19 protein-coding genes and 1 pseudogene are annotated in these 24,631 nt (G+C 57.7%); 19 read left to right on the top strand and 1 reads right to left on the bottom strand.

The features are described 5' to 3' along the window. Window positions 1-274 precede the first annotated feature (274 nt). The 15 genes and pseudogenes from AC6I77_RS11900 (at window position 275) to AC6I77_RS11830 (ending at window position 20,377) form a co-directional block, all read left to right on the top strand. A complete protein-coding gene (locus tag AC6I77_RS11900) occupies window positions 275-1,198 on the top strand; it encodes a sugar ABC transporter substrate-binding protein (RefSeq protein ID WP_003852592.1) in 924 nt (307 codons plus the stop codon). A gap of 32 nt (window positions 1,199-1,230) precedes the next feature. Continuing rightward, entirely contained in the window at window positions 1,231-2,715 is a 1,485-nt protein-coding gene (locus tag AC6I77_RS11895) for a sugar ABC transporter ATP-binding protein (RefSeq protein WP_497816951.1), read from the top strand. A 23-nt stretch (window positions 2,716-2,738) separates the two neighbouring features. After that, entirely contained in the window at window positions 2,739-3,764 is a 1,026-nt protein-coding gene (locus AC6I77_RS11890; protein ID WP_181162214.1) for an ABC transporter permease, read from the top strand. Window positions 3,765-4,216: 452 nt separating this feature from the next. Next, the gene (gene nac, locus AC6I77_RS11885; RefSeq protein WP_003852599.1) at window positions 4,217-5,134 is read left to right on the top strand and encodes a nitrogen assimilation transcriptional regulator NAC; all 918 of its coding nucleotides are present in this window, start codon (window positions 4,217-4,219) and stop codon (window positions 5,132-5,134) included. Between the two features lie 1,261 nt (window positions 5,135-6,395). Beyond that, entirely contained in the window at window positions 6,396-7,355 is a 960-nt protein-coding gene (gene cbl / locus AC6I77_RS11880; RefSeq protein ID WP_003853203.1) for an HTH-type transcriptional regulator Cbl, read from the top strand. 158 nt (window positions 7,356-7,513) lie between these two features. Beyond that, window positions 7,514-8,972: pseudogene (locus AC6I77_RS11875) on the top strand (NAD-dependent succinate-semialdehyde dehydrogenase). 446 nt (window positions 8,973-9,418) lie between these two features. Continuing rightward, window positions 9,419-10,888: an aldehyde dehydrogenase family protein gene (locus AC6I77_RS11870; RefSeq protein WP_008926926.1), complete on the top strand. Its 1,470-nt coding sequence runs from the start codon at window positions 9,419-9,421 to the stop codon at window positions 10,886-10,888. A gap of 28 nt (window positions 10,889-10,916) precedes the next feature. Further along, on the top strand, window positions 10,917-11,585 hold the full coding sequence (locus tag AC6I77_RS11865; protein ID WP_003852370.1) for a haloacid dehalogenase type II: 669 nt from the start codon (window positions 10,917-10,919) through the stop codon (window positions 11,583-11,585). Between the two features lie 10 nt (window positions 11,586-11,595). Then, window positions 11,596-12,873, top strand: a complete 1,278-nt coding sequence (locus tag AC6I77_RS11860) for an NAD(P)/FAD-dependent oxidoreductase (protein WP_039659901.1) — start codon at window positions 11,596-11,598, stop codon at window positions 12,871-12,873. Window positions 12,874-12,955: 82 nt separating this feature from the next. Next, on the top strand, window positions 12,956-14,563 hold the full coding sequence (locus AC6I77_RS11855; protein ID WP_003852374.1) for an ABC transporter substrate-binding protein: 1,608 nt from the start codon (window positions 12,956-12,958) through the stop codon (window positions 14,561-14,563). 40 nt (window positions 14,564-14,603) lie between these two features. After that, window positions 14,604-15,560 carry an ABC transporter permease gene (locus tag AC6I77_RS11850; RefSeq protein WP_003852376.1) on the top strand — a complete coding sequence of 319 codons (957 nt, stop codon included), beginning with the start codon at window positions 14,604-14,606 and terminating at the stop codon, window positions 15,558-15,560. Continuing rightward, window positions 15,557-16,408 (top strand): ABC transporter permease, encoded by an 852-nt coding sequence (locus AC6I77_RS11845; RefSeq protein WP_003852377.1) that lies wholly within the window; start codon window positions 15,557-15,559, stop codon window positions 16,406-16,408. The genes AC6I77_RS11850 and AC6I77_RS11845 overlap by 4 nt, the downstream gene beginning before the upstream one ends. Continuing rightward, window positions 16,405-18,069, top strand: a complete 1,665-nt coding sequence (locus AC6I77_RS11840; RefSeq protein WP_039659902.1) for an ABC transporter ATP-binding protein — start codon at window positions 16,405-16,407, stop codon at window positions 18,067-18,069. Before AC6I77_RS11845 ends, AC6I77_RS11840 begins: the two co-directional genes overlap by 4 nt. Before the next feature lie 122 nt (window positions 18,070-18,191). Further along, entirely contained in the window at window positions 18,192-19,523 is a 1,332-nt protein-coding gene (locus AC6I77_RS11835; protein WP_003852381.1) for an NAD(P)/FAD-dependent oxidoreductase, read from the top strand. Between the two features lie 11 nt (window positions 19,524-19,534). Further along, entirely contained in the window at window positions 19,535-20,377 is an 843-nt protein-coding gene (locus tag AC6I77_RS11830) for a GNAT family N-acetyltransferase (protein ID WP_039659904.1), read from the top strand. On the opposite strand, the gene AC6I77_RS11825 is transcribed toward AC6I77_RS11830, so the two are convergent. Continuing rightward, complete coding sequence (locus tag AC6I77_RS11825) at window positions 20,264-20,548, bottom strand: D-alanyl-D-alanine carboxypeptidase family protein (protein WP_497817223.1); 285 nt, start codon at window positions 20,546-20,548, stop codon at window positions 20,264-20,266. The genes AC6I77_RS11830 and AC6I77_RS11825 overlap by 114 nt on opposite strands. On the opposite strand from AC6I77_RS11825, the gene AC6I77_RS11820 reads away from it, so the two are divergent. From AC6I77_RS11820 to AC6I77_RS11805, 4 genes are all read left to right on the top strand, one after another. Beyond that, window positions 20,431-21,303 (top strand): 2-hydroxyacid dehydrogenase, encoded by an 873-nt coding sequence (locus tag AC6I77_RS11820; protein ID WP_497817222.1) that lies wholly within the window; start codon window positions 20,431-20,433, stop codon window positions 21,301-21,303. The genes AC6I77_RS11825 and AC6I77_RS11820 overlap by 118 nt on opposite strands. Before the next feature lies 1 nt (window position 21,304). Continuing rightward, entirely contained in the window at window positions 21,305-22,438 is a 1,134-nt protein-coding gene (locus AC6I77_RS11815; protein ID WP_039659907.1) for a M20 aminoacylase family protein, read from the top strand. 113 nt (window positions 22,439-22,551) lie between these two features. After that, window positions 22,552-23,868, top strand: coding sequence for a 4-aminobutyrate--2-oxoglutarate transaminase (gabT, locus tag AC6I77_RS11810; RefSeq protein ID WP_003852389.1), 1,317 nt, complete (start codon window positions 22,552-22,554; stop codon window positions 23,866-23,868). Window positions 23,869-24,034: 166 nt separating this feature from the next. Continuing rightward, window positions 24,035-24,544, top strand: a complete 510-nt coding sequence (locus AC6I77_RS11805; protein WP_003852391.1) for an Lrp/AsnC family transcriptional regulator — start codon at window positions 24,035-24,037, stop codon at window positions 24,542-24,544. Window positions 24,545-24,631 lie beyond the last annotated feature (87 nt).

Genomic DNA, 24,631 nt, shown 5'->3' with positions numbered 1-24,631 from the left:
TGATAAAAATTTCAAAACGATATTATATGGAACAAATGAACTGCTTATCATCACGGTCGTCATCATCGGCCAGAAGTGAAACGGCATTTTGAAACTAACTGTTTGCAGATCAAGTGATTGTGAAAAGGAGTGGTCGATCACAAAAATAGCCAGAACCTGAAGTCTTACCTCAAATTTTCCGAAACAGACGCCAGACAGGCTGGGTGAATGTAAAAGATATTTTTCATTCGTGGTCCGCAGCCACTGAGCAAGTTAACAAAGAAGAAGGGTCCCTATGAACATTAAAAAAACGATTGTCGCCTCACTGTTAGCCTGCATGTTACCTGCCGCAGTTATGGCAAAAGATATTTCAGTGGGCGTCTCTATGGCGCTGTTTGATGACAACTTCCTGACCATTCTGCGTACCTCAATGCAGAAAGAGATGCAGAAAGATGGCGTCAAAGGGCAGGTTGAGGATGCAAAAGGTGACGTTTCACAGCAGCTGCAGCAGGTACAAAACTTTATCGGACAGGGTGTTGATGCGCTGATCGTCAACCCGGTCGATACCAATGCGGTGAAACCGATTATGGATCAGGCGAGCAAAGCGGGTATTCCGCTGATCTTCGTAAACCGCCGCCCTGGGGCTGAACTGACCGGAAAAATGGCTTATGTCGGATCCGACTCAGAACTGGCCGGACGCTTACAGATGGAAGCGCTGGCGAAGGCGATGAACGGCAAAGGCAACGTTGCCATCCTGATGGGTGACCTGGCAAACGAAGCGACCCGCGACCGTACTAAAGGCGTGGAAGAAGTCGCAGCTAAATTCCCTGGCATCAAAATCGTTCAGAAACAGACCGCCAAATTTACCCGTAACGATGCGGTGGATGTGGTCAGTAACTGGATGACTGCCGGTGATCAGATCAATGCCATCGCCTCGAACAACGATGAAATGGCGATTGGTGCGCTGCAGGCGCTGGGTAAAAACCCGGACAAAATCCTGATCGCGGGTGTCGATGGCACACCGGATGCGCTGCAGATGCTGAAGCAGGGCAAGATGGTCGCCACAGTATTCCAGGATGCGCAGGGCCAGGGTGAAGGTGCGGTGCAGACGGCAATCAAACTGGTGAAAGGTGAGAAAGTCCAGAAAATCATCAACATTCCTTACCAGCTGATTACCAAAGAAAACATGGAACAGTTTACCAACCGTAACCTGAAATAATCGTTCCCGACCCAGCTGTACGGAGGTGATGTATGAACGCGTTTGCGCTTGAAGCCGAAGGCATCAGCAAGTTCTTCCCCGGCGTTAAAGCCCTCGACAACGTCTCGTTGCGGGTGCGTCCGGGAACGGTACATGCCTTGATGGGCGAAAATGGCGCGGGCAAATCCACTTTAATGAAGTGCCTTATCGGGATGTACCGTCCCGATAAGGGCACCATCAAAATTAAAGGGGAGCCGGTGCAGTTTCAGGACACCATGGACGCGTTGCGTTCCGGCATTTCGATGATTCACCAGGAACTCAATCTGGTGCCCTACATGACCGTCGCTGAGAATATCTGGCTGGGTCGTGAGCCAATGAAGTTTGGTTTTGTTGATCACGCCCGGCTGAATCAGAAGACGCAGGAGCTGCTCAGCCGGCTGAATATCCGCCTGAAAGCGGAGAGCATGGTGGGCGAGCTGAGCATTGCGTCACAGCAGATGGTCGAGATTGCCAAAGCGGTCTCCTGGGATTCAGATATCGTCATCATGGATGAGCCCACCTCCGCGCTCACCGAAACTGAAGTGGCGCACCTGTTTACCATCATTCGTGATCTGCGGGAGCAAGGCAAAGCAATCATCTACATCAGTCACAAGATGGATGAAATTTTTAACATCACTGATGAAGTCAGTATTTTCCGCGACGGCGCCTGGATTGCCAGTGATGAGACGGCGAAATATACCCGTCAGTCGCTGATTACGCAGATGGTGGGACGTGAACTGACCCAGCTGTTCCCGAAATTCAACAGCGCCATCGGAGAAGATGTCCTGACGGTTCGCAATCTCACCTGCAAAGATCGTTTTACTGATGTCAGTTTCAACGTCCGCAGGGGTGAAATTCTCGGCGTCGCCGGACTGGTGGGTGCCGGTCGCAGCGAAGTGATGGAGAGCCTGTTCGGCATGGAGAGCTTCGACAGCGGCGAGATCTTAATTGATGGCGTGCCGGTGACGATCGACTCACCTTCCACGGCGATTGAAAAGGGCATGGCGTTTCTGACCGAAGATCGCAAAAAGTCCGGGCTGTTTCTGGTGCTGTCGGTGATGGAGAACATGAGCATCGTCAACATGCCGGAGTACAGCGGTAAAAGCGGGTTTGTCAGCCATGTGAAGATGGCGCAGGACTGCATGGACCAGATCCGTCGCCTGAATATCAAAACACCGACCATGGATCAGATCATCAACAACCTCAGCGGCGGTAATCAGCAGAAAGTCCTGATTGCCCGCTGGCTGCTGGCGCAACCGAAGATTCTGATTCTGGACGAACCGACGCGCGGCATTGATGTCGGCGCTAAAGCGGAGATTTACCGCTTAATCAGTGAACTTGCCAACCGTGGCGTGGCTATCATCATGGTCTCCTCTGAACTGCCGGAAATCCTTGGCATGAGCGACCGGGTGATGGTGATGCACGGCGGGCGTATAACCGGCATCCTCGATAAAGAAGAAGCCGATCAGGAAACCATTCTGTCGTTGGCATCCGAGTGAGGCGCGAGACCACTATGAGCAATATGAAAGCTACTGCTACCCCGGCAGCCCCGCAGCAACCCTCTTTTTTCGCCAGCCTGCGTCATAAATTGCCGAAAGATACCGGCATTTTCGTGGTGATGGTGGGGATTGCGTTAATTTTTGAAATGTTTGGCTGGTACGTGCGTGACCAGTCTTTCCTGCTCAACACCAACCGTCTGATCCTGATTGTCCTGCAGGTGGCGATTATCGGGATTATCGCCGTTGGCGTGACCCAGGTCATCATTACCACCGGTATCGATCTCTCCTCCGGGTCGGTGATTGCCCTGGCGGCGGTGGTTGCCGCGAGCCTGGCGCAGACGTCTGACAGTCTGTCACCGATGTATCCCTCGCTGGTGAATATGCCTGCGGTGATCCCTATCGCGGCCGGTATTGGCGTCGGTTTACTGGCGGGCGTCGTCAACGGCGTACTGATTACCCGCACCGGGATTCCACCGTTCATTGCCACACTGGGCATGATGGTATCGGCACGCGGTCTGGCGCAGTATTACACCCAGGGTAACCCAATCAGCTTCCTGTCCGACGGTTTTACCTCAATCGGGCAGGGTGCAATGCCGGTGGTGATTTTCCTGGTGGTGGCGCTGCTGTTCCACATCGCCCTGAAACATACCCGCTACGGTAAATATGTTTACGCCATCGGCGGCAACATGACCTCGGCGAAAGTCTCCGGTATTAACGTTAATAAGTATCTGATCATCGTCTACACCATTGCTGGTGCACTCTCTGGCCTGGCGGGTGTGGTCCTGGCGGCGCGTGTCAGCAGCGGTCAGTCAAGCATGGGGATGTCATACGAGCTGGATGCGATTGCCGCAGCTGTGATCGGCGGCAGCAGCCTGATGGGCGGCGTGGGCCGTATCACCGGCACGTTAATCGGCGCGGTCATTCTCGGCCTGATTAAAAGTGGATTCACTTTCGTTGGTGTCGATGCCTACATTCAGGACATCATCAAAGGGATCATCATCGTGGCGGCGGTCTCAATCGATATGCACCGTAACCGCAAAAAACGTTAATCAGCAGGCGTTGCCCTCTTCTGCATGCGGGAGAGGGCACTGTTTACTTTCCTCCCTCCCTTCGTCAGCGATAAGAAATCCTGCTGATAACGTTTACATTTTTATCCTGCGCTTTACCGCTACGCTTCAGGCCCTGCAAGCCTTCATCAGGTGCAATACGTTTCCACTGCACTAAAAATGTACAGTCTGTCATCACTTTTATGCACGTCTGACTCGCAGCGTCTGCACTGTCACAGTGCGCCCGGGATCCTTACTCACACTGATTACGCATTCCCGATCCTTATTAACCCTTAAGAGGTAATCAGAAACGCTTATTTTCCGGGCCGTTAGGAAAAATCTGGCTGGACACTGACTGCTGCTCTTTAAACCTGGCCTGCATCTTGCAAAATCTCTGTTATCAGGGCGATTGGATCAGACCCATTTCGCTATTCGGGGTGAGTGACGGAGGCAAGATGAATTTAAGACGACTAAAGTACTTTGTTAAAATCGTCGATATCGGCAGTCTGACGCAGGCAGCAGAAGTGCTGCACATCGCACAGCCTGCACTCAGTCAGCAGGTCGCGACACTGGAGAATGAACTGGATCAGCAATTACTGATTCGCACCAAGCGCGGCGTTACGCCAACGGAAGCCGGTAAGATTCTCTATGGCCATGCGCGTACTATTCTGCGCCAGTGCGAGCAGGCCCAGACCGCGGTCATCAACGCCGGTCAGGTGCTGAGCGGTCAGGTGTCGATTGGACTGGCACCCGGCACGGCGGCATCCTCGCTGACCATGCCGCTGCTGCAAACCGTACGCGATCAGTTTCCGGAAGTGCTGGTCTACCTGCATGAAAACAGTGGCAGCGTGCTGAACGAGAAGGTGATGAGCGGTCAGCTGGATATGGCGGTGCTGTACGATCGCGCACCCACTGCCGGAATTAACAGTATGCCGCTGATGAAAGAGGATCTCTTCCTGGTAGGCGCCACTGATTATCCCGGTGTCAGCGTCGATCTGGCCGATGTGGCACAGATGAGCCTGTTTTTACCACGCGACTACAGCGCCGTGCGCAAGCGGGTTGATGAGGCATTTTCACTGCGTCGCCTGAGCGCGCGCATCATCGGAGAGATCGAATCAATTTCTACTCTGACCGCAGCGATTTCCAGTGGGATGGGTGTGACGGTATTACCTGAATCCGCTGCCCGTGCGCTGGTGGGATCAACGGATGCCTGGATGTCGCGCATTAACAGTCCATCGTTGAGCCTGCCGCTGTCGCTGAACATTTCCGCCCGTTTGCCGCTGTCGCCTTCCGCACAGGCGGTGAAGAATATCCTGCTGTCGCTGCTGAACAAGCCGCTGACTGAGGAGCGGGAGTTGATGTTAGTGGGGTAGGGGCGCTTGCAGCGGGCGGATTCGGAATCGATCTCGCTTAGCAGCGGGCCAGGTATTGAGCTGATTACGCTTAGCAGCGGGGGCGGGTCTCGCTTTGCTGCACCTTCACACTGAGAAGATTACGTTGCGCGGTGCCTGCCCACTGAGCGGGTAACGCCCGCCAGGCGGTGGCGAATTTCAGGTCTCCCGTGCAGGCGGACGCATTAAGGGGCGTACGCCCGCCCCTTAACAATCCCGGCGTCCGGCAGCCTGCGCGCCCCGCTGTGCGGGGTGCCTTCGTCACGCCCTGCGGCTCGCGGACCGTCCGGACGCGCCATCCCTGGCGCGAGCCGTCCTTTCGCCGGCGTCCTGTCGGCTCATCCTTGCCTGCGGTTGTTCCTCAGCGCTTCGGATGCCTCTGGTAAACCCCTGCCTTTAATATCCTGGTTTTTATCGGACATGGCGTTGTCTGGTGGTTTGAAAGCCAAAGCTAATTTTGAAAACTATCAGCGGCAATGCACCAGCATTAAAAAGAAGAGGCAACATTTGATAGGGTGAAGAGCCATTCTTCCTGCCAGGCAGAGAGCCGCAGATAATCCTTCAGACTTACAGCGATGACGTACCCGACACAAAAATAAGAGATATCAGCGAGGGTAGAAGGCCATTCTTCCTGCCAGGCGGAGAGCCGCAGATAATCCTTCAGACTTACAGCGATGACGTAACCAACACAAACAGAAGAGATAAAAGCGGGGAAGGGAGGCCGTCAGAACCGCTGAGCGGATGAGGGATTTCAGGACGAGCGGCAGGGATGCCGCGAAGAGGCGGGTTCGCGCCAGGGAGGGCGCGTCCCGCCGGTCCGTAAGAAATCCGGAAGAAGCGAAGGAACCGCGAAGCGGCGGTGAAGCAGGCCGGAGCCCGGGGGCAAGGGGGCGCGGCGACTGGCGCCCCCTTGTTGGTCGCCTGCAGAGGCGTAACTGAAACTCCCCAACCCGCCAGGCTAACGAAACCTTCTCAGCGCCGGTTCGCGCAGCGAACACCCCCCAGCACCCAGGTGCACCCCAGCCCGTTCGCGCAGCGAACACCCCCAGGCACCCAGGTGCACCCCAGCCCGTTCGCGCAGCGAACACCCCCCAGCACCTGCGTGCACCTCAGCCCATTCGCGCAGCGAACACTCCCACCCTTTATTCCCTAAAGTCATAAAGCCAAATTTTTAAGTATTTCCAGTTATCAATAATTGTTCTTACCATCAACGAATCAGATTATGTAAAGGGAGGTAAATATCGTGAATTTCCAGCAGCTTAAAATCATCCGCGAGGCGGCCCGCTGTGAGTTTAATTTGACGGAAGTCGCTAATACGCTGTTTACCTCCCAGTCGGGTGTGAGCCGCCATATTCGCGATCTGGAAGACGAGCTGGGCGTGGAGATCTTTATCCGTCGCGGTAAGCGCCTGCTGGGCATGACTGAACCGGGCAAAGCACTGCTGACAATTGCCGAACGCATTCTGGATGAAGCAGGAAAGGTAAGAAGACTGGCTGATGTCTTTACCAATGAAACCAGCGGCATCCTGACTATCGCCACCACCCATACTCAGGCGCGCTACAGCCTGCCGAAAGTGATTAAAGCGTTCCGTCAGCTTTATCCCAACGTCCGTCTTGAGTTGAATCAGGGATCGCCACAGGAAATCGTCACCATGCTGCTGGCGGGTGAAGCAGATATCGGTATCGCCAGTGAAATGCTGGTGAATAACAGCAGTCTGGCGGCATTCCCCTGGTTCAGCTGGCATCACGCTTTGCTGGTGCCGAAAGGACATGAGCTGGTACAGAACCAGCCGGTCTCACTGAGTACGCTCAGCCGCTATCCTCTCATCACGTATCGACAGGGCATTACCGGACGTTCACGGGTTGACCGCGCTTTCCAGGCGGCGGGCCTGAAACCGGATATCGTGCTCAGCGCCCAGGACTCAGACGTAGTCAAAACCTACGTAAAACTCGGTCTGGGTGTCGGGATCCTGGCCGACCAGGCGTGTGAAACCGAAGAGAATGAAGAGCTGGAACGCCTGGATGCCACGCATCTGTTCGATGCCAGCACCGTATGGCTCGGCCTCAAACGCGGTCAGCTGCAGCGTAACTACGTCTGGCAGTTCCTGGAACTCTGCAACGCCAACCTGTCACTGGAAGAGATCAAACGTCAGGCGCTCTCCTACAGCAACGACGATGAACCGGTTATCGACTTCCAGATTTAAAGTGCGCGCATCCAGCCGGATGCGCGGCTGTTTATGCACGGCATAAAATTTCAAAACAGCGCGAAAAACTATTTCACTCATCTTTCTCACCCCGCACAACAACATCCTGCGCTGACCCGGCACGATAAAGTGGAATTAACTGACCACGAGGGGATGTTATGTCGCGATTAAAACTTACCGATAGCAATCTGCTGCGCCAGCAGGCGCTGTTTGCCGGACGCTGGCAGGATGCGCATCAGGGCGCCACGCTGCCGGTTATCGATCCCGCTACGGGCGAAACGCTGGCCACCATTCCGGCGCTGGGCCGCACGGAGACGGAGCAGGCGATAGCCTATGCAGAAACGGTGCGCATCAGCTGGGGCAAAACCACCAATGCCAGCCGGGCCGCGCTGCTGGAAAAATGGCATCAGCTGATTGTCGAACATGCTGATGACCTGGCCATCATCATGACCTGCCGAGCAGGGCAAGCCGCTGGCGGAAGCCCGGGGCGAGGTGCTCTACGGCGCCAGCTTTGTGAAATGGTTCGCAGAAGAGGCGCGTCGAATCTACGGCGACACCATTCCTGCACCCAGCGAGGACCGCCGCATCCTGGTGCTGAAACAGCCTGTTGGGGTGGCAGCGGCTATTACGCCGTGGAACTTCCCGATTGCAATGATCACCCGCAAGGTTGCTCCGGCGTTAGCCGCCGGATGCCCGATTATCGTTAAACCTTCGGAGCTGACACCGCTCTCGGCGCTGGCCCTGGCCGTGCTGGCAGAGCGCGCCGGATTCCCGTCTGGCGTGTTGCAGGTACTGACCGGGCTGCCCACGGAGATTGGTGCGGCGCTGACTGAAAGTCGCACGGTGCGCAAAATTTCGTTTACCGGCTCCACCCGAATCGGCCAGTTGCTGATGCAGCAGAGCGCCAACAGCATAAAACGCCTGAGTCTGGAGCTGGGCGGCAACGCGCCGCTCATCGTGTTTGATGATGCAGATATTGAAATCGCGGTCGCCGGCGTCATGCTCAGCAAGTTCCGCAACGCCGGGCAGACCTGCGTTTGTGCTAACCGTATTCTGGTGCAGCGAAGTATCTATCCGCGCTTTACCGCACGACTGCTGGAGGCTGTTGCCACCCTGAAAGTGGGCGATGGCTTTGCGCCAGACAGCACCATAGGGCCGCTAATCAACAGCCGCGCCGTCGAGAAAGTGAACGGCCATATCGACGATGCGCTCAGTCACGGGGCAACGTTGCTGACCGGCGGCATCAGCCAGGGCAACGGCACGTTTGTGCAGCCCACGGTGCTCGGTGAGGTCACGTCCAGTATGCGTATCGCCCATGAAGAGACGTTCGGTCCGGTCGCGCCGTTGTTTATCTTTGATGATGAAGAGGAGGCGATTGCGATGGCGAATGACACGCCTTACGGCCTGGGCGCCTATTTCTTTACCGAGAATATCCGGCGAGCCTGGCGGGTGGCGGAAGCGCTGGAGTTTGGCATGGTCGGCTTTAATACCGGCGCTATTTCCCTGGAGGTCGCGCCATTTGGCGGCGTCAAACTCTCCGGTATAGGGCGTGAAGGGTCCCGCTACGGAATTGATGAATATCTGGAACAGAAAACATTTCACATTGGCAGTTTGTAATTAAATATTAAGAGAACGCCAGCCGGATCATCCGGCTGGCGTTTTTTTTTGCCTGATGCGCAACCTGAATTCTTCGGCGTCAAATAATAGTCTTTAAAAATTTAAAGAATTTATCCGGGATGTGAGGCACGTCGGTAAACGGTGAGTCAGGAATCGAAGAATGAGCGGCCTGGTCACTAATATCCGCTTTGGTGCAATTTCCGTGCAGGTTGCACCAGCAGGGCGCATAAATTTTGTGAAGTAAATCATCTGTTTAATTGTTCGGCAATTCCGCAAAAAATCCCCCGGCAATACGGCAGAAAATTTTTTTGCGCTGTTTTAAACGCATTTTTATTTTTTGCCCGGCTGGCATACTTTCTGCATTAGCTTATTAACGCCACAGAAATCGGCCAGTGAAAACGCTAATAAACCAGCAACTGATGGGTGTAACAAATAAGGATTTTTCCATGTTAAGTTTCGACCCTGAAAAAGTTTCTCTTCCGGCTGGCCATTATATTGGCGGCCAGCACTGCCAGAGCCAGGGCGCATCATTTGAGGTAAAACGTCCCTCGGATGGCAGAGTCTATGCCACGCTGCAGGATGCGACGCCGCAGGATGTTGATCGCGCTGTCACTGTTGCGCATCAGGCGCTGAAAACCAGCGGCTGGTCCGGCTGTCCGCCGCGCGAACGCGGTCGCGTGTTACGCCGCTGGGCCGATCTGATTGAGCAGGACACGCTGCTGGCTCAGCTGGAAGCACTGGGTTCGACACGTCCAATCAGCGACGTTGTGCTGCATGAAATTCCGTTCACCGCCGAAGCGATTCGCTTCTATGCCGAATGCGCCGACAAATACAGCGGTGACCTCTTTCCAACCCGTGACAGCAGTCTCGGCATGCTGATTGCTGAACCTTATGGTGTCATCGCCGCGATTACCCCGTGGAATTTTCCGCTGTCGATGGCGTCGTGGAAATGCGGACCGGCGCTGGCGGCGGGTAACGCCGTGGTGCTCAAACCCTCTGAACTGACCCCGTTTTCAACCGTGCGTATGGCTGAACTGGCGATCCAGGCGGGCTTACCGGCGGGCGTGCTGAATATTGTTCAGGGCAGTGGCGCGGTGACCGGCAGCGCGCTGGTGACCCATCCGCTGGTGCGCAAAGTCTCCTTTACCGGCTCGACCGTGACCGGAAAACGCATCATGAGCGATGCCGCGCAGCACGGTATGAAACCCGTGACACTGGAGCTGGGCGGCAAGAGTCCGCAACTGGTATTCGATGACGCGGGTGACCTTGAGGTGCTGGCTCAGCGCATTCTGCGCGGCTTTACCGCCAACGGCGGGCAGGCTTGCGTGGCGGGCACCCGTCTTATCGTACAACGCAATATCGCCGATCCGCTGGTTGAGCGGCTGGCCCAGCTCTGCCGCGAACTTAAACCGGGCGTCACGTGGCAGGAAGAGAGCCGTTATGCGCCCCTGATCGACGAACGCCAGGGCAACAAAGTCTGCTCGGTCATTGAGGCAGCAAAAGCACAGGGCGCAGAAGTGCTGGTGGGCGGAGAGCGTTTTGCCGACACCGACAACGGCTGGTTCTGGCAGCCCACACTGCTGAGCCACGTGGCGCAGGATAACCCGGCGGTGCAGCAGGAGATTTTTGGTCCGGTGCTGACAGTACAGACGTTTGACGACGAAGAGCAGGGGCTGGCGATGGCCGCCCATGACACCTATGGCCTTTGTGCCGGCGTGCACACGCTGAGCCTGCCTCGTGCCATGCGGGCGATGCGTGCCATAGAGGCGGGCACCGTCTGGATTAACCGCTATGGACGCTCCGGCGACTTCATTATTCCAACCGGTGGCTTCCTGGGTTCTGGCATTGGTAAAGATTTAGGGCGTCAGGCGTTTCAGGCCTGCCAGCGCCAGAAAAGTGTACTCATCGATTTCTAAGCGCAACTGACAATGACGAGGGTGTTACATGGCACTGTTTAAACCGAAATTCATCACGTTTGACTGTTACGGCACACTGATTCGCTTCGATATGGCTGGCGCGGCGGAGCGTTGTTTCAGCGACCGCGTCGACCCGGATGCAATGCATGCCTTTACTACCGACTTTTCCAGTTACCGGCTGGATGAGGTGCTCGGCGCATGGAAACCCTATTACGACGTGGTCAGTAATGCGATTCAGCGCACCTGCAAAAAGTGGGGCGTGACGTGGAGTAAAGCCGACAGCGACTTTATCTACACTGACTGCGCCAGCTGGGGACCGCATCCTGATGTGCCCGCCGGGCTGGCAAAAGTGGCTAAGGAGTTTCCGCTGGTGCTGCTGACCAATTCGATGAAAGACCTGATCCCACACCATGAACCGCGTCTGGGTGCACCCATCTACCTGACCATCACGGCTGAAGAAGCGGGCGCATATAAACCCCAGATGAAAGGTTTCGAATACATGCTGGATAAGCTCGGCTGCGGCCCGGAGGAGATTCTCCATGTCTCCTCCAGCTTCCGCTATGACCTGATGACCGCCTACGATCTCGGCATCAAAAACAAGGTCTGGGTCAATCGCGGCCATGAACCGGCGAATCCGTACTACCAGTACACCGAAATCAAAGATATCGGCGGCCTGCCTGGCGTCGTCGGACTCTGAGGAACACCCCATGAAACTGGAATCGTTCTGGCAGGCCACCGCTCCCACCTTTACCGGCGCCGCCCGCGAACCGCTGCCCGCACAGGCGGACGTGGTAGTGATTGGTGGCGGTTTCACCGGCGTCTCGGCGGCGCTTAACCTGGCGCGCAGCGGCATCAGTGTGGTGCTGCTGGAGAGTGGTGACGTGATGAGCCAGGCCTCGGCGCGCAACGGCGGCCACTGCAACACCGGTGTAGCGCAGAACTTCGCCTCGCTGGTGGCAAGTCAGGGTCTGGAACAGGCCAGCCGCTTCTATCGGGCGTTCGACGATGCGGTGAGCTATGTCCAGCAACTGATCCAGGATGAAGCCATCGACTGTGACTTCCGGCTGTGCGGCAAGCTTAAGCTCGCCAGCAAAGCGTCGCACGTGGCCGGACTGCGGGAGGCGTATGAACTGATGCGTCGCACTGTGGACCCGGAGATCGAACTGCTCGACAAAACGGCGGTGCGCGACGAGATCGCCAGCGACGATTTCCACGGCGGCCTGCTGCAGAAACGGGGCGGTCAAATGCACATGGGTAAGTTTGGCGTCGGGCTGGCTGAAGCCGCTGCACGAAGCGGAGCGAAGATTTTTCCGCATCACGCGGTAACGAAGTTAGAGCGACTTAAAGGCTATCAGCACCGGATACACACGGCGCAGGGCACCATTGTGGCGGATAAAGTCCTGATGGCGACCGGCTGCTCCAACGTCGGTCCTTTCCCCTGGTTTCAGCGCCGCATTGTGCCGGTCGGCAGCTTTATTGTGGTGACCGAAGCGCTGGACCCGACGCTGCTGCGCCAGGTGCTGCCCAACAATCGGACTTACGTCACCTCGCTGAATATCGGCAACTACTTTCGCACGACTGCTGACAGCCGTCTGGTGTTTGGCGGCCGTGCCCGTTTTGCCGTCAGCAACCCGACATCCGATTCGCGCAGCGGCGAGATCCTGCGCCGTGCCATGACGCAGATGCTGCCGCAGTTGGGACAGGCAGAGGTGGAGTACTGCTGGGGCGGCATGGTCGACATGACCGCCGACCGTCTGCCGCACGCGGGTGAACAGGATGGTCTGTTCTATTCGCTGGGCTACAGCGGTCACGGCACGCAGATGTCGGTGTGGATGGGGCGAGTGATGGCCGATCTGCTGACCGAAAAGCGCACTGAAAATCCCTGGCAGCGCGACACATGGCCCGCGCTACCCGGTTATCACGGCAAGCCATGGTTTTTACCGCTCGCAGGACTCTATTACAAAGCAAAGGATCGCCTTTCATAACGTCCCGTCGGGTGCTGGCCGCCAGGTCACCAGCACCGCCAGAACATCATTCCCGGTTCGCCTGACTATTGAGGGTAGAGAGATGAGTAAATTTGATAATAACGATGCTGATGCGGTAAATCCGGCCCTGACGCGCATGATCACTGAAGGCTCACTGTCACGTCGCAGCCTGATGAAAATCCTCTCCGCGGGCGCGGCGATGAGCAGCGGCCTGATCGGTTTTTCAGGGAAAGCACTGGCGGATGACAAGCCGGTTAAAGGCGGAAAACTGCGGGCAGCGATGTCGAATGCGTCAGCCACCGACACGCTCGATCCTGCCAAAAGTAACAACAGTGCGGATTACACCCGTCAGTTTATGTTCTACAGCGGCCTGACCGAACTGGATAAAAACCTGATGGCGAAACCGGCGCTGGCCGAATCGATTGAATCCAGCGACGGCATCACCTGGCATATCAAACTGCGTAAAGGGGTGACCTTTCACGATGGCAAACCGCTGACCGCGAAAGATGTGATCTTCTCGCTCAGCCGCCACAAAGATCCTGCCATCGCCTCTATCGCTTTTAAGCTGGCCGATCAGTTTAAATCGTTCAGTGCGGTGAATGACAATGAGGTGCAGCTGGAGCTCAACAGTGCCAACTTCGATGTCCCTTACATGCTGGCAACGCCACCGTTTTTAATTGTGAAGGATGGCACCACCGATTTCAGCAAAGGCATCGGCACCGGTCCCTTTGTCTGCAAAACGTTTATGCCGGGGACGCGCACCATCGGCACGAAAAATCCCAACTACTACAAGCCCGGACTGCCCCATCTGGATGAGGTGGAATTGATTGGTGTCACCGACGGTGCGGCACGCGTTAATGCCCTGATGTCGGGCGATCTGCAGATAGTGTCGACACTGACCGCCGCTGACTGCAAGCGCCTTAAAGGCAGCAATGAATTTGGTGTGCTGGAGAGTAAATCGGGCATGTATACCAACCTGATCATCCGCACCGATGTTAAGCCGGGTAACAACGAAGATTTCGTGCTGGCAATGAAATACCTGCAGCCGCGCGAAATGCTGGTGAAAACGGTACTGCAGGGATACGGCGACGTCAGTAATGACACCCCGGTTCCGCCGTGGCATCCGCTTTACAACGCCGACCTCAAGCCGCGCCCGCTCGACGTTGAAAAAGCGAAATTTCATATCAAAAAGGCAGGCATGACAGGCTCCACGGTAGAGATCATCACCACGCCGAATATCGAAGGCGCGAACGAAGGCGGACAGCTGATTCAGCAGATGGCGCGTGGGGCGGGTCTCAACGTGAAAGTACGCCGCGTGCCCTATGACGGTTACTGGTCTTCGCACTGGATGAAAGATCCGATCGGATATGGCTCGATAAACCCGCGTCCAACGCTCGATATGCTCTTTTCCCAGTTCTACCTCTCTACGGCTCCGAACAACGAATCGGGCTGGAAAAATCCCCAGTTTGATCAACTGGTGGTCGCCGCACGCGGTGAGCGCGATCAGGCGAAACGCAAGCAGATGTATGGCGACATGCAGGCCCTGATCTATGACCACTGCGGCACGATTATCCCCACCTTTATCAGCTCCACCGATGGTTATAACAGGAAGGTTAAAGGGGTAGAGGCCTGGCCGTCGGGCATGATGATGGGTTATCGCTTCCATGAGTTTGCGTGGCTGTCAGCCTGATCCCCGCCTGGCCCAACAGGCTCTTTTAAGGAGTACGCCGATGAACCGATACATGATGTTCCTGATTGCCCGGCGGATTGGCGCCGGCATCCTGACTTTGCTTATCGTCTCGGCGGTGGTGTTTTTCATCACCAGCCTGCTGCCGGGTGACGCGGCACAGATGATCCTCGGCCAGAACGCCACGCCGGAAACGGTGGCGGCGTTACGGCAGCAGCTGGGCCTCGATCAGCCTTTGCTGATGCGCTATATCCACTGGCTGACCGGCATGGTGCAGGGCGATTTCGGCACCTCGTTTGCCAGCCATCTGCCGGTCTCACAGCTGGTGGCGCAGCGTATCCCCGCCACCTTTGAACTGGCGGGTATCACCACGCTGATCTGCGTGCCGATGGCGCTGATCATCGGCATCATCGCGGCGATGAATCGCGGTTCCCGGCTCGATCGGGCACTGGTTATCGGCACGATGGCGACGGTTGCGGTACCGGAATTTCTGGTGGCCACCGTGGCGGTGCTGATTTTCGCCGTCAAACTGCACTGGGTGTCGGCGATGTCGTTCGGCAGTCCAGACAGCGACCTGCTGAGCTACCTCAAAGCATACGCGCTGCCGGTGCTGACACTCTGCTGCGTGCTGGTGGCGCAGATGGCGCGCATGACACGGGCCGCCATTATCAATCAGCTCGACAGCCCCTATCTGGAGATGGCGCTGCTGAAAGGGGTGTCGCCGCTCCGCGCCGTGCTGCGCCACGCGCTGCCCAATGCGGTCGGCCCTATCGCCAACGCGATTTCACTCAGTCTCTCCTATCTGTTTGGCGGAGTGATCATCATCGAAACCATCTTCAGCTATCCCGGTCTGGCCAGCCAGCTGGTGGATGCGGTCAGTAACCGCGACCTGCCGGTGGTGCAGCTCTGCGTGATGCTGTTCGCCGCCTGCTATCTGGTGCTGCTGCTGGCGGCCGACATTCTGACTATCGCCTTTAACCCGAAATGGAGAAGCGCATGAATACTCTCTTGTTGCCCTGGCGTTTCTTTCAGTCTCTTTCCTGGTCAGGTCGGCTGGGTCTGATGATGTCGCTGTTCTGGCTTCTGATGGCGGTATTCGGCACATCGCTGGCGCCACACAGCATTGATGACATCGGCGGCGGCCCGCTGATGGGTGGCCTGACGGCGGATAACCTGCTGGGCACCGACTATCTGGGACGCGACATGCTGAGCCGTATTCTCTACGGCGCGAAATTCTCTATCGGCCTGGCACTGAGTGCGGCGCTGCTGGCCAGTCTGATCGGCACGCTGCTGGCGCTGCTGGCCGCGGTCACGGGACGCTGGCTGGAGGAGTTACTGGGCCGTGTCAATGACGCGCTGCTGGTGCTGCCAGGCAAAGTGCTGTCGCTGATGATCGTCGCGGTGTTTGGCTCCTCGTTGCCGATGCTGATCCTCACAGCGGTATTCACCTACTGGCCGGGCGCATTTCGTATCGCTTTTGCCATGGCCAGCTCGCTGCGTAGCATGGATTACGTCCGGGCTTCACGGCTGCGGGGCGAAAGCCGCTGGTATATCGCCATTCACGACATCCTGCCAAACATGGTGCACCCGATGCTGACGGATTTTGGCCTGCGCTTTGTCTATATCGTGCTGCTGCTGAGCGGCCTGAGTTTTCTCGGTCTGGGCGTTCAGCCGCCGTATGCCGACTGGGGCACGCTGGTGCGTGAAAATATGCAGGGGCTATTTGACGGTTCGCCTGCCGTCCTGATGCCCGCGCTGGCGATTGCCAGCCTGACCATTGGCGCCAACCTGTTTATAGACAGCCTTCAGGCGATGCGTCCGATGACGCTGGCGAAGGAGGGAGCATGAACGTGACACCACATACCGCCATGCCAGTGATATCGGTGGATAAACTGCGCGTCACCGCGCAGACCGATCGCGGCGAAGAGATTGACCTGGTTTCCGACATTCATTTTACCGTGCAGAAGGGAGAGGTGCTGGCGCTGATAGGCGAATCCGGCTCAGGTAAAACCACCATCGCCATGGCGCTGATGGGCTATGCCCGCAGCGGTTGCCGCATTGCCGACGGTAACATTCACGTTGCTGGCACCGATGTTAACAGCCTGACGCCAGGCCAGTTACGCGCCTTTCGCGGCAACAACGTCGCCTATATCGCCCAGAGCGCGGCGGCATCGTTTAATCCGGGCATGAAGATTCTCGACCAGGTCATTGAGCCGGTGGTTATTCACGGCACCCTGACGCGCAAAGCGGCGAAAGAGAAGGCCATAGGCCTGTTCCGCGAACTGGCGCTGCCCAATCCTGAGACGATAGGCGACCGTTTTCCGCACCAGGTATCGGGCGGACAGCTACAGCGTCTGATGACGGCGATGGCGCTGATTGGCGATCCGGATGTGGTGATCCTTGATGAACCGACCACCGCACTGGATGTGACCACCCAGGTGGAAGTGCTGAAAGCGTTTCGCCGCGTGGTGGTGCAGCGTGGGGTCACCGCGATTTACGTCAGTCACGATCTGGCCGTGGTGGCACAGATGGCTGACCGGATTCTGGTGCTGCTGCGCGGCAAAATGGCGGAGTATGGCAGCACGGCGCATCTGATTGGCGCGCCTAAGGCAGAGTACACCCGCTTACTGATGGACGCCGCGCGGCAGAAAGAGCGGCCCAGCAACTGGTGCCCGGCCGCTGCCGATATTCAGCCGCTGCTGGAGGTGCGCGACCTCAACGCAGGTTATGGCCCGCGTGGCAGCGACGGCCATTCGAAAGTGCGCATTCTTGAGGAGATTAACCTCAAACTGTGGAAAGGACAGGCGATTGGCATTATCGGTGAGTCAGGCTCGGGCAAAACCACCCTGGCGCATGCCATTGCCGGACTTAATGCCCCCAGTCACGGCCACATCCTGTTTAACGGCCACTACATTGCGGGCGATATGCAAAAACGTCCTGACAACGAGCTGCGGCGCATTCAGTATGTGTTCCAGATGGCGGATACCGCACTGAATCCGGCCCACAGCGTTGAACGTATCCTGTCGCGACCGCTGACGCTGTTTCACGGCCTGAGTGGTTCGGCCCGCCAGCAGCGACTTTATCAGCTACTGGATCTGGTACAGCTGCCACGCAGCGTGTTGTGGCGGCGTCCCTGGGCACTTTCTGGCGGGCAAAAGCAGCGCGTCAACCTTGCGCGTGCGCTGGCGGCTGAACCGGATTTGATCCTGTGTGATGAAGTGACCTCGGCGCTGGACACCGTGGTTGCCGCCGCCGTACTCGACTTAATCAGCGAGCTGCGCCGTGAGCTGGGGCTCTCGGTGATCTTTATCAGCCACGACATGCATGCCGTTCGCGCGGTGTGCGACGAAATTGTGGTAATGAAGAGCGGTCGCATCGTCACCCAGCTGGCGCGCAACGACTACGACAAGCCGACCAGTGAACTCTATTTCGAGCGGCTGAAGCGCGCGGTGCCGGAGCTGCGTCAGGGCTGGCTGGATGAGCATGAAGAGATTTTAAAAGCAGAGTGAGTTAGCGTGCTCTGATTTACCCGCCTGCAGAGCAGTGATGCATTGCGCAGGCGACGTACTTACGCACAGCGGCGATGTTGCCCTGCGCCAGACCCGATACTGACAACAGAGGTTATTGTGTTATGCCTGCACCCATTCGTTATGTACAGGACAGTGCGAATTTCCCTGATTCCGCCGATGTGGTGGTGATTGGCGCCGGTATTGCCGGTGCCGCAGCCACCTGGGAGCTGGCAAAGCAGGGAGTGAAGGTTGTGCTGATTGAGAAAGGCCTGGTAGGGGCAGAGCAGTCAAGCCGCAACTGGGGCTGGTGTCGACAGCAGAACCGCGATGAGCGCGAACTGCCGCTGATTATTTATGCGCTGCAACGCTGGGGTGAGCTAAATGATGAAACCGGCGAAGAGCTTGGGTTCCGGCGCAGCGGGCTGGTTTACGCCACGCAGGAAGAGTCGGACATTGCGGCCTGGGATAAGTGGATCCAGATGGCAAAGGGCTATGGCGTAAACAGTTCGATTCTCACGGCGGAGCAGGCCAAAGCAATGACGCCGGGCAGCACCACTCCGTGGCGGGGCGGTCTCTCAGCGCCGACCGACGGTCACGCCGAACCGCGCCTCGCTGCGCCTGGGCTGGTGGCGGGCGCGCTGAAAAAAGGCGCAATGCTGTTTCAGCAGTGTGCGGTGCGCGGGCTGGATATCGCTGGCGGCCGTGTCAGCGGCGTCTGGACCGAACGCGGTCTGATCAAAACCAGCCGGGTTATCTGTGCCGGCGGAGCGTGGACCTCGATGTTCTGCCGTCGTCATGGCATCGATCTGCCGCTGGGCAACGTTATTGGCACCGCTTTCCGTACCCAGCCTATCGAGCAGGCGATCGCCATGCCGCTCTACACGCCGGGCTTTGCCTGCCGGCCGCAGATGGATGGCAGTTACACCGTCTCCGTCTCGGGTCGCGGGCGTCTGGAGCCAGGCGCACAGGGGCTGCGTTACGCTCGTCAGTTCTATCCCACATTCAAAAGTCGCCGCAAGAATCTCACCCTCAACCTTGGGCTGTCGCCGTTCTTCAACGGCCCGGAGGCGATGGGTGGCTGGGCATTTGACCGCGAGTCACCGTTTGAGCGCATGCGCATTCTCGATCCGGCCGCCGATGCAAAAATCGTGGAAGAGGGGCTGGCGGCGATGCGGCGTGAATACCCGGCGCTGGCGAACCTCCGGCTGGCGCAGTCGTGGGGCGGCATGATCGACAGTACCCCGGACGCAATTCCGGTGATCTCTACCGTGGCGAAACTGCCGGGGCTGGTGCTGTCTGCAGGGTACAGCGCCCACGGCTTCGGTATCGGACCGGGAGCCGGTCGACTGGCGGCGGATCTTGCCACCGAAGCCACCCCTATCGTTGATCCAACGCCGTACCGCTACAGTCGTCTGGTGGACGGCAGCGGACTTGAAACACCAGGCATGATGTAAGGAGAGTTTTAATGAGCCTGACAATACGCGCAATGACGCCAGACGATCTTAACCCGTGCTTCAGCATGACGCAGGCACTGAAATGGCCCCACCGACGCGAAGACTGGGCGCTGGCGCTGCAGCTGGGCGAGGGCACAGTGATTGAAGAGCAGGGCAGGCTGATCGGCAGTGCCGTGCTCTGGCGCTGGGGCGACAGTGCCGCCACGCTGGGTCTGGTGATTGTCGATAACCAGCAGCAGGGGCGTGGCCTCGGCAAACAGCTGATGCTGGCGCAACTGGAAAAAGTACCGGATTACAACGTGCGTCTGCACGCCACTGAAATGGGCAAAGGCTTGTATGAAAAGCTCGGGTTTGTCAGCTGTGGTGAGATTCGTCAGCACCAGACCCGTGAAGTCACCACGCTGCCAGACGTTGTGATCCCGGCGGGATGCCAGCTGCGCCCGGCGACACTGGCCGATCACAGCACGCTGGTGACGCTGGATCAGCAGGCACACGGTATGCATCGCCCGGCGCTTATTGCGCATTTACTGCGCGACTGTCAGACGGTGATTTTAGAGGACGCATCACAGCAGATTCAGGGCTTCGCCAGCCTGCGCCGCTTTGGGCACGGCTGGGCAATTGGCCCGGTAATCGCCGCTGACTTTGCGATCGCGCAGGCGCTGGTCGCCTCGCTGATGCAGTCGTTACAGGGTGAATTCCTGCGAATCGACACCGACGCCGCGCTGCCGATGGCTGCCTGGCTAACCTCTCTCGGTATTCCTCAGGTCGATGCGCCCACCACAATGGTGCGCGGCATGCCCTGGACACCGCAGGGTATGCAGGCGTTTGGATTGATGACGCAGGCGATGGCCTGATGCATATCGTCTATAAATCGGAGCCTGAACGTGGGCGGATCTGGCAGCGCTGGCTGGCAGAACATGCACCTGACATTCACCTGCATATCTGGCCAGAGACCGGTGATCCAGACCAGGTTGAAGCGCTGGTTGCCTGGCAGCCTCCGGCAGACATTCCGGCGCGGTTTCCACACCTGAAACTGCTCTTCTCGGTGGGTGCCGGCGCCGATCAGTTTGATTTCAGTGCGCTGCCGCCCGACCTGCCAGTAATCAGGATGATCGAACCGGGTCTGACGCAGGGCATGGTGGAATATGTCACCTTTGCGGTGCTCGGGCTGCATCGTGATATGCCGCGCTATTTTCATCAGCAGCGCCAGCAGCAGTGGCTGGCGCACGTGGCATTACCCGCCTCGCAGCGGCGGGTCGGCGTGATGGGGCTGGGCGAACTGGGTCAGGCCGCGTTAGTGCAACTGGTGGCGCTGGGTTTTGACTGCGCAGGCTGGAGCCGCACACCACGCCACTTTCCTGGCGTACGCTGCTGGCACGGCGCTGATCAGCTCGCTGACTTCCTGGCCCACAGCGAAATTCTGATCTGCCTGCTGCCGCTGACCGACACGACGCGGGGTTTGCTGAACCACAGCCTGTTTAATCAGTTACCCCAGGGCGCGGCGCTGGTGCAGGCCGGTCGCGGCCCGCAACTGAACCATGACGATCTGCTCAAAGCGCTGGAGAGCGGTCAGCTCCGTGCTGCCGTGATTGATGTCACCGATCCGGAGCCGTTACCTCAGGGCCATCCGTTCTGGCACCATCCCGCCATCTGGCTCACCCCACACATCGCCAGCCAGACGCAGAATGAGAGCGCCATTGCGGCACTGCTGGAAAACCTGCGGCGCTACCAGCGTGGCGAACCGCTGCACGGTGAAATTGACCGTTCGCGAGGATATTAAGATGGAACATTTAGTGGCACTGCGCCGCGATCTGCATGCGCACCCGGAGCTGGGCTTTCAGGAGCAACGCACCAGCGAGATGGTGGCGAATTTCCTGCAACAGCTGGGCATGGAGGTGCATCGCGGCATCGGTAAAACCGGCGTGGTCGGGATACTGAAAAAGGGCAGCAGTGACCGCATGATCGGCCTGCGCGCCGATATGGATGCGTTGCCGATGCAGGATCAGAGCGGCACAGAGTGGCAAAGCCAGGCAGAGCAGGTGAGTCACGCCTGCGGCCATGACGGTCATACTGTGATGCTGCTGGGGGCTGCCGAAAAACTGGCGCGCGACGTCAGCTTTGACGGCAGCGTCTGCTTTATCTTTCAGCCTGCCGAAGAGGGGCAGGCGGGCGCAAAGGCGATGATCGAGGATGGCCTTTTCAGCCGCTTTCCCTGTGAGGCGGTCTACGCCATTCATAACTGGCCTGAACTGCCCCTCGGTCAGGTGCAGACCCGGCCCGGCGCCATCATGGCGGCAGCCGACCGCTTTGATATTCGGGTGCTGGGTGGCGGCGGTCACGCTGCGCAGCCTCATCTCACATGCGATACGCTTCTTGCGACCAGTGAGCTGGTGGTGCAGCTGAATACCCTGGTTTCACGCGCACTCGACCCATGCGAAACCGCGCTGCTCACCGTTACCCGAATGCAGGGTGGCTTTTCACACAACATGATCCCGGCAGAGGCGAACATCACCGGCACGGTGCGCACCTTCAGCCCGACTGCACAGGATACGATTGAAGCGCGTTTGCGCCAGATGGCGGCGCACATCACCGCCGCCCACGGCCTGCAGGCAGAGGTCAGCTATCGGCGCTACTACCCGGCGACGATCAACAGCGCAACGGAAGCGCAGCTTTCCCTTGAGGCGCTAAAGCAGGCGGGCATCCCGGCTGACCTCGCACCACAGCCCGCGCTGACCTCAGAAGATTTTGCTTTTATGCTGCAGGCGCGCCCCGGTGCCTATCTGTGGCTGGGATCGGCACCCTGCAAGCCGCTGCACCATGCCGCTTACGACTTCAATGATGCGCTGATCCCGCATGGCATTAACGTTTTTGTCGCCCTGATTCGTCAGGCGCTGGCAGAGAAATTTCCCTGCTGAATGCAGCGGGATTTTGACAGGAAATGCCGCTGCCTGGGGAATTACGGCAGCGTAAGAAACCAGCAGGTTGCGATACTTGAGCCAACCGAACGTTACGTGGATGAGGGTTTAAAATGCAGAATGTCATGGCAGAGCAGCAAGCATATTCCGATAACAGCCTGTTACTGGATGCACGTGAGCAGAATGTGCCGCGCGGTGTAGTGACCGCCCATCCGCTGGTGATCGAACGCGCCAGAGGCAGTGAAGTATGGGATGTGGAGGGCAATCGCTATCTCGACTTTGTTGGCGGCATCGGCGTGCTGAACGTCGGCCACAATCACCCTGCGGTGGTCAATGCGGTCACCAGGCAGTTGGGTCTGGTTTCTCACGCCTGTTTTCAGGTGGTGGCCTATCCGGGCTACATTGAACTGGCACAGCGGCTGAACAAACTGGTCGGCGGCGATGAGGCATACAAAAGCGTCTTCTTCACCAGCGGCGCCGAAGCCGTGGAAAATGCGGTGAAGATTGCCCGCTCGCACACCCAGCGGCCCGGCATCATTGCGTTTGATGGTGCGTTTCATGGGCGTACCTTATTGGGCGTCACCCTGACCGGTATGTCCGCGCCTTACAAACAGAACTTTGGTCCGTTCCCTGGCGACATCTATCGTCTGCCATTCCCGAACCCGCTGCACGGCATCACCGAAGCGGACTGCCTGAAAGCGATGGATCAGCTCTTCGCTGTGCAGATCCTGCCTGAGCGTGTGGCCGCGATTATCATCGAGCCGGTACAGGGCGATGGCGGCTTCCTGCCAGCCGGACCGGCCTTTATGCAGGCGCTGCGTCGTATCACCAGCCAGCACGGCATTCTGCTGATTTGCGATGAAGTGCAATCCGGCTTTGGGCGTACCGGCACCATGTTTGCCTTCCAGCAGTTGGGGATCAAACCGGATTTAATTACCCTGGCGAAAAGCCTTGGCGGCGGTCTGCCGATTTCCGGTGTGGTTGGCCGTGCAGAGATCATGGATGCGCCAACGCCAGGCGGGTTAGGCGGCACCTACGGCGGCAACGCACTGGGCTGTGCGGCGGCGCTGGCGGTACTGGATCTGTTTGAACATGAGAACCTGTTGCAGCGGTCCTGTCAGCTCGGCGAACAGCTCAACGCCCGTCTGCGACAGCTGGCGGACAAATATGCCTGCATTGGTGATGTGCGCGGCGTGGGCTTTATGCAGGCGGTGGAAATTCTCGACTTCGAAACGGGGCGTCCCGATGCGGCGCTTACCCAGAAGATCCTCGACAGCGCCTGCCAGGAAGGATTGCTGCTGATCAAATGCGGCCTGCATCGCAACACCATCCGTTTCCTGGCGCCGCTGGTCACGACCGACTCACAACTGGAAGAGGCATTGCATATCTTTGATATTGCGCTGGCCCGCGCCACGGGCCGGTTGGGTTAAATCTGCATTCCTCATTGATTTTATTAGAATAATTTGAAAGCCTCCCGCTGGTATAACCACTGCGAAGCGCTGGCGCGTTTACGGTAAAGCGTGTTATATCTTCGGGAGGTTCTGAACATTTGATTAAGCGCCTGGCCCAACAGGCTCTGACAATGAGGGGGGTGCTATGAACGGCTTAATGAAACTTGACCGCATCGACATCAACATCCTGGTGCAACTCCAGAAAGATGGCCGTATCAGCAACGTTAACCTCGCCGACGCCGTCGGTCTCTCGCCCAGTCCCTGTCTGCAACGGGTCAAACGTCTGGAACAGGCTGGCTTTATCACCGGTTATGAAGCGCACATTAATCTCACCCGCATTACCGATTCGGTGACCGTCTTTACCGAAGTCACCCTGTCAGGCCATCGCCGCGAAGATTTTATGAAGTTCGAAAGTGCGATGCGCGACGTCGATGAGCTGATGGAGTGCCATCTGATCACCGGCGGCTATGACTATTTGCTGCGCTTTATTACCCGCAGCATTGAACATTATCAGGAAGTGATTGAGAAGATGCTGGATGCGCAGATCGGCATTGATAAGTACTTCAGCTATATCGTGATTAAATCCCCGATCATGAAAAGCAGCGTGCCGTTACGATCGCTCATCGGGAAGCACACTGTGGAGTTCGGCGTATAAATGTCTGCCCGGCGTTGCCTCTCTCCTGCGTCCACCGGAGAGAGGGCCGTCACACCCATCCCGCTTTTTGGCTGCCTGCCTGACCCG

The organism is Pantoea sp. X-Soil-ISGK-259, assembly GCF_059730705.1.
This window is presented reverse-complemented; position numbering and strand designations above follow the sequence as displayed.

Bases quoted from the DNA above. Each gene is read 5' to 3' on its own strand.
- AC6I77_RS11900 (WP_003852592.1), top strand. From the start codon at position 275: ATGAACATTAAAAAAACGATTGTCGCCTCACTGTTAGCCTGCATGTTA.
- AC6I77_RS11895 (WP_497816951.1), top strand. From the start codon at position 1,231: ATGAACGCGTTTGCGCTTGAAGCCGAAGGCATCAGCAAGTTCTTCCCC.
- AC6I77_RS11890 (WP_181162214.1), top strand. From the start codon at position 2,739: ATGAAAGCTACTGCTACCCCGGCAGCCCCGCAGCAACCCTCTTTTTTC.
- nac (WP_003852599.1), top strand. From the start codon at position 4,217: ATGAATTTAAGACGACTAAAGTACTTTGTTAAAATCGTCGATATCGGC.
- AC6I77_RS11870 (WP_008926926.1), top strand. From the start codon at position 9,419: ATGTTAAGTTTCGACCCTGAAAAAGTTTCTCTTCCGGCTGGCCATTAT.
- AC6I77_RS11865 (WP_003852370.1), top strand. From the start codon at position 10,917: ATGGCACTGTTTAAACCGAAATTCATCACGTTTGACTGTTACGGCACA.
- AC6I77_RS11860 (WP_039659901.1), top strand. From the start codon at position 11,596: ATGAAACTGGAATCGTTCTGGCAGGCCACCGCTCCCACCTTTACCGGC.
- AC6I77_RS11855 (WP_003852374.1), top strand. From the start codon at position 12,956: ATGAGTAAATTTGATAATAACGATGCTGATGCGGTAAATCCGGCCCTG.
- AC6I77_RS11850 (WP_003852376.1), top strand. From the start codon at position 14,604: ATGAACCGATACATGATGTTCCTGATTGCCCGGCGGATTGGCGCCGGC.
- AC6I77_RS11845 (WP_003852377.1), top strand. From the start codon at position 15,557: ATGAATACTCTCTTGTTGCCCTGGCGTTTCTTTCAGTCTCTTTCCTGG.
- AC6I77_RS11840 (WP_039659902.1), top strand. From the start codon at position 16,405: ATGAACGTGACACCACATACCGCCATGCCAGTGATATCGGTGGATAAA.
- AC6I77_RS11835 (WP_003852381.1), top strand. From the start codon at position 18,192: ATGCCTGCACCCATTCGTTATGTACAGGACAGTGCGAATTTCCCTGAT.
- AC6I77_RS11830 (WP_039659904.1), top strand. From the start codon at position 19,535: ATGAGCCTGACAATACGCGCAATGACGCCAGACGATCTTAACCCGTGC.
- AC6I77_RS11815 (WP_039659907.1), top strand. From the start codon at position 21,305: ATGGAACATTTAGTGGCACTGCGCCGCGATCTGCATGCGCACCCGGAG.
- gabT (WP_003852389.1), top strand. From the start codon at position 22,552: ATGCAGAATGTCATGGCAGAGCAGCAAGCATATTCCGATAACAGCCTG.
- AC6I77_RS11805 (WP_003852391.1), top strand. From the start codon at position 24,035: ATGAACGGCTTAATGAAACTTGACCGCATCGACATCAACATCCTGGTG.